Source organism: Methylobacterium sp. A52T, from assembly GCF_053346095.1.
In genome coordinates this window covers 1-8,401 of sequence record NZ_JBKFBI010000194.1, presented here as the reverse complement: position 1 = coordinate 8,401, position 8,401 = coordinate 1, and the positions used below count along the sequence as shown (strand labels likewise).

Sequence of the window (8,401 nt, the reverse complement as noted above, 5' to 3'; positions counted from 1 at the left end):
TCAGCGCCGCGCGGTCGGATGTTCGAGGCCGACCGCCCTTCGGCTTGGCCCGTTCAGGCGGAAGCAGCGGTGCGATCTCGGCCCATAAGCCATCGGGGAGGAGCGGTCTCGCCATCCCCTCCCAACGCGCCAAACCCGGTTTTGCTAGAGGCTCTAAGCCCGGCGGACTGATGCGGGCCGGGCTTGCCAGCACGGAGACGCGCGGTGCTATAAGTCAGCCGCGGATTGCACGCGGGCGAATTATGCTCGCGAGAAACGAAGGCCAGAGTGCATATGTTTAATTTTCGCGGTTTTGAGATCCCAATTGACCTGCTTAACATGACAGGCGCCGGCGCTGAGACCTTCGAGGCTATTTCAAACGGTCATATCTATCTTTTGCGTGAGATAATTAAATTGGACCACACCCACAATGTGCTGGAGGTGGGATGCGGCATAGGCCGGGACGCGATCCCATTGACCGGGATTCTTAGTCCAAGTAGCAAATACGTCGGCGTTGACATTATCGGTCGATCGATTGCTTGGTGCCAAGACAACATCTCGAATCGGTTTCAGAATTTCAGCTTTGTTCACTTCGATGTCGCCGACCAGTTGCACAACCCAACTGGAACCAAGAATACCACTGATTTTTCGTTTCCTTGCGAAGACGCGTCGATAGACAGGATCATTTTGTGGTCCGTTTTTACTCATATGACCGCAGGCGACATCGTTCATTATCTAAAAGAATTTCGCCGCGTCCTGAAGCCCGGAGGGATGGTTTTCGCTACAGTCTTCGTCGTGAACGATGAGATACTTGAATATGCTCGGGCGACCGACCGAACGATCTACCATCTGCGCTTTGAGCACCCGTATGGAGATGGGTGCCTCGTGAACGACATTGATCACCCGATGGGTGCCGTTGCTTACACGGTGCAGAAAATCCGAGAGATCGTTGACGCAAGCGGCCTATCGTTTCGGTATCCCATGCTGCTCGGGTCGTGGTCGGGTCTGTTCCCGCCCTGCGTGTTTGATGCGGGCCAGGACGCCCTAGTGCTGACGAAACTCTGAGCCCAATCGGTAGCTGGTTCAGGGTCGAGCTGGATCTGAGGCGTAGGCACAACAAATGCGGCTAGTTGCATCCGCCTCGCAATGAGGCGTCCGGCCCGAAGCAAAGTAGCCCGTGTTGCCCCGCTCCCTCAGCGCGGCGAGGTTCGCCTCATTGGCAAAGCCGGCATCACCCGAGACTTCCCGCGGCTTCTCGCCAAAGATGCGCGCGGACCCCGCCCATAAGCGTCACGAGCGCGCGGTAGTCAGCCGAGTTGGTCACGAGCCGGTGCGAGACGATTACCTGATGGGTTGCGTCGACCGCGATCTGGTCGTTGTAGCCTTGAACGAAGCCGTCACGCGTAGGCAGGATCCGGCTGTTGAGGTCGGTGAAGTTACACTGCGCCCGGTCGGGCGGAGCGCCGTCTTCGCCGCGCAGTGGCCGCCCCTGCCAACACATGCCCGACGAGGCACCCGGCCCGCTCTCATCCTCTGGATCGGGCGGATTTACCGCCTTTGACTCCAGCGCGGGCTTGGCAGCGCGGATTGCTTCCAGCCGCCGCTGCTTGTCGGCCATCCATGCCGGCGTCTCGTTACCCCGACGGCCGGCACCATATGTCAACGCCGAGTTCATCGTGGTTCTTCCGCATTTCATGTGGCATGGAATGCCAGGTCAAGTCGCGGTGAGGGCGCGCTGGCGTAACAGTGCGAAGCCCGCGCAGCCGAACATCGTGCGCCTAAGCATCTTCAGCCTGCCGATCTGCCCCTCCACCGGACTCGTCGATCAGGGCGTCGTGATCGCGCCGCGTAACGCGTCCCTGTCGCGCTCGAGACCGGCGGCGAACTTCGCCAGCGGTGTCGCGGCCGCCGCCGCGAACCAAGCCTCCAGACTCTCGCCCGAGCGCCGTCGCACGAGGTCCGCAAAGCGCGTCGCGACGGCCACGCTCCTCGCCAGATCAGGTGCCTCCGCCCGCAGGCGATCGAGGAAGCGGCGATCGTCCGCAACGAGTGTGCTCGGGTCCGCCTGCAGAAGCCACGCCGTCCGGTTCATCGACAGGGGGGGCGCCATCGCGGCGCGCTCGTCAAGGCCGGCGTGACGTCTATCACGTCCGCGCTCGCGCGACGCCGCTTCCTTGCCCAATCTCGCACCACCCGCGGACGGATGTCGACGCCCACGCGGATCAGCCCGCGGGCGAGTTCGGCGGCGTTGCGGCAGCCGGCCTGCCAGCGCGCCTCGAGATGATCGCGGTAGGGACCGAGGATCGTCGGCACGGTGCGGCGTCGCCGCCAGGAGGGCGACGCGTCCTGGCGCAGCCAGACCCGCACCATCTTGCGATCGAGATCCAGAGCCCGAGCCATGCCGGCCACCGACGCGCTACCCTCGGCAGCCGCTTGAGCTCGGTGTACCGAGCCCGACGCAGCGCGTGCGTCGCCCGCTTCCGAACCTCGATCGCCGTCGGCGGCCGCGCGGCTTCCTTCGCAGCCTGGGCTGCCTCGACCTCGTGATCGATGCGCGCACGACCGACGGCGCGGATCACGCCATGATGGTGGGCAACGATCGCACGCAGGGCGACGCTGAGGTTACGCAGCAGGTGAAAACGATCGTGCACGTGCTGGGCTTGCGGTGCGCCCGCGCGGGCGCCCTCGGCGAAGACGTCGGCGCGGTCGCGGGTGATGACCTCGATGCCCGGATGAGCGCGCAGCCACGCGGCGACGCTCCCAGCGTCCCGGTCGGGCAGGAGATCGAGGACGGTGTGACGTTCGAGGTCGACAACCATGGTGCCGTAGCCTTGTAGGACACGAAGTCGAGGCTATGGCGTAGCAGGTGGACGATGCAGGTCTGGACCAGCGCCTCGGGGAACACCGCCCGGATCGCGTCGGGGAAGCCCTTCAGGCCATCGACCACGGCCAGCAGCACGTCCTCGACGCCGCGGTTCCTGAGCTCGTTCATGACCCGTAGCCAGAACTTGGCGCCCTCGTTCTGCTCCAGCCACAGGCCGAGGATCTCCTTGGCGCCGTCGGCGCGCACGCCCAGCGCGATGTGGACGGCCTTGTTGCGGACCACGCCCTCGTCACGCACCTTGATCCGCAGGGCGTCGAAGAACACGATCGGGTAGACCGGCTCCAGCGGCCGGGCCTGCCAGGCAGCGACCTCCTCCAGAACCGCGTCGGTCACCGCGCTGATCAGGTCGGGTGAGACCTCGATGCCGTAGAGCTCGCGCAGGTGCGCGACGATCTCCCGGGTGCTCATGCCACGCGCGTACATCGACATGATCTTGTCGTCGAAGCCGGGAAAGCGGCGCTGATACCGGGCGATCAGCTGCGGATCGAACGTCGCCTGCCGGTCGCGCGGGATCGAAAGCTCGATCCGGCCGGTCTCGGTGGTGACCGTCTTGCGGCCATAGCCGTTGCGCGTGTTGCCGGCCTCCTCGCCCGCCAGATGGTGGTCCATCTCGGCGTTGAGCGCCCGCTCGGCCAAGGCCTTCTTCAGCTCGTCCAGCAGGCCATCGGCCTCGAAGGCCGTCTTCGGATCGGCCCCGGCCAGGAGCTGGTCCAGAATTGCGTCAGGGATACGGGGTGCTTTGCGTCGTGCCATAGGGAACCTCCTTCGGATCCACTATGGCCGCCCCCACACGAGATTCCTGACAGTCCCGAGGGCCGCATGCATGTCGCGGGTCAGTTCGGCACGCGCAGGCACCGGAAGCCGGTCCCGCACGAGTCCGGCGGCCCGATCGTCACCTGCCGCTCGGTGCCATCTACGTTGATCAGCACGCCGGAGTCGCCCGCGCTTAGAACCTTGCTGCCGTCAGACTTGGCGAGGATGATATTCGAGCTCCCGCCCGGTATGAGGAACATGTTGGCGTAAGGGTCAGTCCGCAGGAACGCGGCCACAATGCCGTTGTCGGGCTTGCGAGTCAGCCACTGGAAGTTCTGCGCACCTGAAGGCCCGGAAGCGCTGACCGGGCCCATGGTCAGCGCGTAGCCGCTGCCGACTGAGTTTGAGCCGAACGTGATGCCGTTGTCAGCCGCCCCATCGTTGAAGAATATCCCGTCTTTCCAGCGCACACCAGCATAGACACCGGACGCTTGGAGGTTGATCGCGCGGAAATTGCCGAGCGGTTGAACGGCGGAGCTGCCAACGACATCCAGGCCCAGCGCATTGCCTCCAGGCGTAGAGCCGTCTGGCCGCTTCTGCACATTCACGTCGATCTCGAGGCCCCACATGTTCATGTTGTGGTGGCCCTTGTTCGCCTGCGGCTCGGACAGATCGGCAAGGTTGCCGACGATGAGGTTCGAACCCCAGCAGGACGTGCCGGAGTTGAGGTTCGTCGGGTCAGCACCGCACAGGACCGCGCCGTAGATGCCGACGGCACCCTGGTTGGGGCTCTTTGAATTGAAGCTGCGCGCGTAGCCAGCGACACCCGCAGCGAATACCGCCCGCGAATTGTTGCCGTTCGTCTCCGGAATTGTAACGGCCCCGGTTATCGCGTGCGTCGTACCCACCGTATTGCCGCCAGCCAACGCCCCAACTGGAAAGGGGCCGCCGATCGTGGCCATGAACGGCGTAAACGGGGTGCGGTAGGTATTCCAGTTGGGCGCGGCGAGCGGGAAGTTGTTCGGACCCGATAGGGTCGCTCGGTCAGCCAGCAGCCGATTGAGCGTGCCGGACGCCGCCGATGCGTCCGGCGCGGCGCTGAGGCTGCCGGCATCGCGGACCCGGCCAGCAGCGCACGTAATGGCATCCCACATCGTCATCTGATCGGCGTTCGGCAGACACAGGTTCAGCGGCCCATAGGGAGCTACCTTTGCCGAATCGAAAGCCCACAATGGGCCGCACATTAACCCCAGCAGGGCCGCGCAGAGAACAAGGATCCGCATCACTGGTGCCCTGTAAAAGCTATCATTGATGTAGCTGATTGCGAAGACGAGACGGGAGCTTTCGTCTTAATTCGAGGGCGAAGCGACCCCCCTGCTGAAGAACCGCGGTCCGTAGCAGCTGCAGATCGCAGCTGTAGCGCAACGATCTGGATGAGGGCCCGTGTTGCCTCATCGAGGAATGCTCCTGAAGGTCGAGGCGATTGCCTCACGCATATGTTCCCGGGGTCGCGGCCGCCGGCTGCTGCTTCGGCATGCCGAACACCAATTGTGAGGCGATCTCGCTGCGCCAAGTTCGGAGGCGGCGCTGGACTGTTCTGAGCAGGGCGTCCGGGTAGCGGCCGGGATCGGAGGCCTGAAGGCGCAGAAGTAGCTGGCGTCCGGTCTGTGAAGGGTCCTCCACGTGATCCTCCCTCGGTGTCGCGGACACAAGGAGATCATTTTGCGGTCCTCTCGGCTTGCTCGGGCGTGAGATAGCCGAGTGCCGAGTGGATGCGTTGCCGATTGTAGTAGCCCTCGATGTAGGCGAACAGATCGCGCCGCGCTTCATCCCGGGTCGCCCATCGTCGCTGCTGGACGAGCTCGACTTTAAGGGTGTGGAAGAAGCTCTCCATCGGGGCATTATCATAGCAGCAAGCCGTGCGGCTCATCGACGGCTTCGCCCCCATACCGGCGAGCTGTCTCCGGTAGGCCGCGGCCGCGTACTGGCTGCCGCGATCCGAGTGGCAGATCAGCCCGGCAGTTGGTCGCTGCCGCTGGGCGGCCATCATCAGCGCCGCCACGCTCAACTCGGTGCGCATGTGATCGCGCATCGACCAACCGACGATCTTGCGCGTGGCCAGATCGAGGACGGCGGCCAGATACAGCCAGCCCTCGCCGGTCGGCAGGTAGGTGATATCGGCCAGCCAGACCGTGTTTGGCCGCGCGGCCGAGAAGTCCTGCTTCAGGAGGTTTGGAGCGATCGGAAGATCGTGCCGGCTGTCGGTCGTGCAAGGCCGGAACCGACGCCCCGCCAAAGCACGGATGCCGTGCCGGCGCATGAGGCGCTCCACCCGTCCGCGGCTGACGGACCGGCCCTCGGCCCGCAGGGCGGCATGCACGCGCGGGGAGCCGTAGCGCCGGTGATGGGCGGCATGGATGCGCCGGACGTCGTCCAGGAGTTGGCGGTTGGAGGCCGAGCGGGCACTTTCTGGCCGTGACCGCCAGCCGTAGAAGCCGCTGGGTGAAACTCCGAGCACGCGGCACATGAGACGCACCGGCCAGGTCCGCGCATGCTGCTCGATGAAGGCGAAGGTCACTTGGGCATCTCCGCGAAGATGCCGATGGCTTTTTTTAGCACGTCGCGCTCCATGCGCGTACGGTCGAGCTCACGCCGCAGGCGGGCGATCTCGGCGGCCTGATCGGACGGCGAGGCGACCGGGCTTGGTGGCGCACTCCCCGTCGATCCGGCCGGCCGCGGCCGGGGTGGGGCCCCGTTCAGCGTGGCGCGCCACTGCCTCAGCATCGAGGGCTGGATCCCGAGCTCGGCCGCGACCTGCATCTGCGGCCGGCCGCTGCTCTCCGTATGCGATGTTTGGAGCCCACCTTTCGCTGGCCAGCGTAGAGGATGATGCTGACGGCCCCTGGATGGGATCGTTTTGTGTCTATGGTCGAGCATATGGTCGAGCCGCCGCGGACCGTTCGGCGGCTTGAGGTCATCACCACCGCGAGCGGCCGGCGACGCTGGTCGCAGTCCGAGCGCAGACGGATCCTCGCTGAGGCCATGGCACCGGGTGCCGTCGTGTCGGTTGTCGCGCGCCGGAACGGGATGAGCCCGCAGCACCTGTTTACCTGGCTGCGCGAGGCGCGGAAGGCGCCGACAGTCGGTGGAATGGCAGCGGCCTTCGTACCGGTTCTCCTCGATGAGCCTGCCTCTGCGTCATCCGCATCGTCGCCCCGGGCCGGCATCCGTCCTCTGGGCAGCCCTGTTACCGGGATCGAGGTGGAGATGGCCGGCGCCGTGGTGCGCATCGGTGCGGACGCGAGCCAGGCTCAGATCACCGCGGTGATCGGGGCGCTGAAGGCTTGTCCATGATCGGGCCGTCCGGCGCGGCGCGCGTGATGCTGGCCACGCGGCCCGTGGACTTCCGCAAGGGCATGGACGGGCTGGCCGCTCTGGTCCGGGACGCGATGGGTGGAGATCCGTTCTCGGGCACGGTCTACGTGTTCCGCTCGAAGCGCGCCGACCGGGTGAAGCTCCTGGTCTGGGATGGAAGCGGGCTGGTCCTCGCGGTCAAGCGTTTGGAGGCGGGTCAGTTCTGTTGGCCGAAGATCGAGGACGGCGTGGTCCGGCTGAGCGCGGCGCAGCTCGCGGCGCTCGTCGAAGGCTTGGACTGGAAGCGCGTCCATGCAGCGCGTGCCGTGGGCGTGCCGGCGGTTGCCGGCTGAGCAAAAAGGCTGGCTAGCGGGCTTCATCGCGATGGTAAGTCGCTGACAGATCTGATCTAATCTGCTTCGTGGCCGCGCCCGCTTCGCCCTCGTTCGACGATCCCGAGACGCTCAAGGCGCTGCTCGCCGAGGAGCGCGCCGAGAACGAGCGGCTGCGCCAGATCATCCTGGCGATGCAGCGCCACCGGTTTGGCCGCCGCGCCGAGAGCCTGCCCGAGGATCAACTCCTGCTCGGGCTGGAGGAAGCCGAGCAGGTCGAGGCCGCGGGCTTTGCCGCCGAGGAGAGCGAGCCCGCCAAGAAGGAGGCCCGGAGGGTCAAGCGGCGCACGAACCGTGGGGCGCTGCCCGCCCACCTGCCGCGGGTCGAGTGCCTCGTCGATATCGACAGCACCACCTGTCCATGCTGCTCGGGTGCCCTGCATCGGATCGGCGAGGACGTATCCGAGCGCCTCGACGTGGTGCCGGCTAAAGTACGCGTGCTGGTGATCCGGCGCCCGCGCTACGCTTGCCGCGCCTGCGGGGACGCAATCGTGCAGGCACCCGCGCCGGCGCGGGTGATCGAGGGCGGCCTACCGACCGACGCTCTGGTCGCGCAGGTGCTCGTCTCCAAATACGCCGACCACCTGCCGCTGTATCGACAGGCGCAGATCTTCGCCCGCCAGGGCGTCAGCCTCGACCGCTCGACGCTGGCCGACTGGGTCGGACGCGCCGCCTTCCTCCTCCGGCCCGTGCACGCGCGGCTCCTGGAGACGCTCAAACGCTCGGGCAAGCTGTTTGCCGACGAGACCACGGCACCGGTGCTCGATCCGGGCCGCGGCCGCACCAAGACCGGCCAGCTCTGGGCGTATGCGCGCGACGACCGGCCCTGGGGTGGGACGGATCCGCCCGGCGTCGCCTACGTGTACGCGCCCGACCGCACGGCCGCACGACCGATCGCGCATCTCTCCGGATTTGCAGGCGTGCTGCAGGTCGACGGCTACGCGGCCTACGAGAGCTTGGCCAAGGGCGGCGCAGTGCGGCTGGCCCACTGCTGGAGCCATGTGCGTCGGCAATTCTATGACCTTGCCGCGGCCTCGCC

7 protein-coding genes and 5 pseudogenes are annotated in these 8,401 nt (G+C 66.0%); 4 read left to right on the top strand and 8 right to left on the bottom strand.

Annotated elements, in window-relative coordinates; genetic code table 11:
- Positions 1–115, bottom strand: a pseudogene (locus ACLBYE_RS28205) (IS5/IS1182 family transposase); the annotation flags it as partial.
- Positions 116–273: 158 nt separating this feature from the next.
- Here ACLBYE_RS28205 and ACLBYE_RS28200 point away from each other — a divergent pair.
- A complete protein-coding gene (locus ACLBYE_RS28200; protein ID WP_447696697.1) occupies positions 274–1,044 on the top strand; it encodes a class I SAM-dependent methyltransferase in 771 nt (256 codons plus the stop codon).
- 57 nt (positions 1,045–1,101) lie between these two features.
- Here the strand turns inward: ACLBYE_RS28200 and ACLBYE_RS28195 are convergent.
- The 7 genes and pseudogenes from ACLBYE_RS28195 to ACLBYE_RS28165 all read right to left on the bottom strand — a co-directional run.
- Positions 1,102–1,636: pseudogene (locus ACLBYE_RS28195) on the bottom strand (transposase); the annotation flags it as partial.
- 168 nt (positions 1,637–1,804) lie between these two features.
- Entirely contained in the window at positions 1,805–2,089 is a 285-nt protein-coding gene (locus ACLBYE_RS28190) for a hypothetical protein (protein ID WP_447696696.1), read from the bottom strand.
- A complete protein-coding gene (locus tag ACLBYE_RS28185) occupies positions 2,068–2,379 on the bottom strand; it encodes a hypothetical protein (RefSeq protein WP_447696698.1) in 312 nt (103 codons plus the stop codon). Before ACLBYE_RS28185 ends, ACLBYE_RS28190 begins: the two co-directional genes overlap by 22 nt.
- Before the next feature lie 206 nt (positions 2,380–2,585).
- Positions 2,586–2,798, bottom strand: a pseudogene (locus ACLBYE_RS28180) (transposase); the annotation flags it as partial.
- An 11-nt stretch (positions 2,799–2,809) separates the two neighbouring features.
- Positions 2,810–3,616, bottom strand: a pseudogene (locus tag ACLBYE_RS28175) (IS256 family transposase); the annotation flags it as partial.
- A gap of 80 nt (positions 3,617–3,696) precedes the next feature.
- Positions 3,697–4,899, bottom strand: coding sequence for a hypothetical protein (locus tag ACLBYE_RS28170; RefSeq protein ID WP_447696695.1), 1,203 nt, complete (start codon positions 4,897–4,899; stop codon positions 3,697–3,699).
- A gap of 434 nt (positions 4,900–5,333) precedes the next feature.
- Positions 5,334–6,457 (bottom strand): annotated as a pseudogene (locus ACLBYE_RS28165) (IS3 family transposase); the annotation flags it as partial.
- Positions 6,458–6,541: 84 nt separating this feature from the next.
- Between ACLBYE_RS28165 and tnpA the strand changes: the two are divergent.
- The 3 genes from tnpA to tnpC form a co-directional block, all read left to right on the top strand.
- Positions 6,542–6,970 (top strand): IS66-like element accessory protein TnpA, encoded by a 429-nt coding sequence (gene tnpA, locus ACLBYE_RS28160; RefSeq protein ID WP_447696694.1) that lies wholly within the window; start codon positions 6,542–6,544, stop codon positions 6,968–6,970.
- On the top strand, positions 6,967–7,323 hold the full coding sequence (gene tnpB, locus ACLBYE_RS28155) for an IS66 family insertion sequence element accessory protein TnpB (RefSeq protein ID WP_029361749.1): 357 nt from the start codon (positions 6,967–6,969) through the stop codon (positions 7,321–7,323). Before tnpA ends, tnpB begins: the two co-directional genes overlap by 4 nt.
- A gap of 68 nt (positions 7,324–7,391) precedes the next feature.
- The coding region (tnpC, locus tag ACLBYE_RS28150) for an IS66 family transposase (protein ID WP_447696693.1) at positions 7,392–8,401 on the top strand (1,010 nt) is incomplete at its 3' end.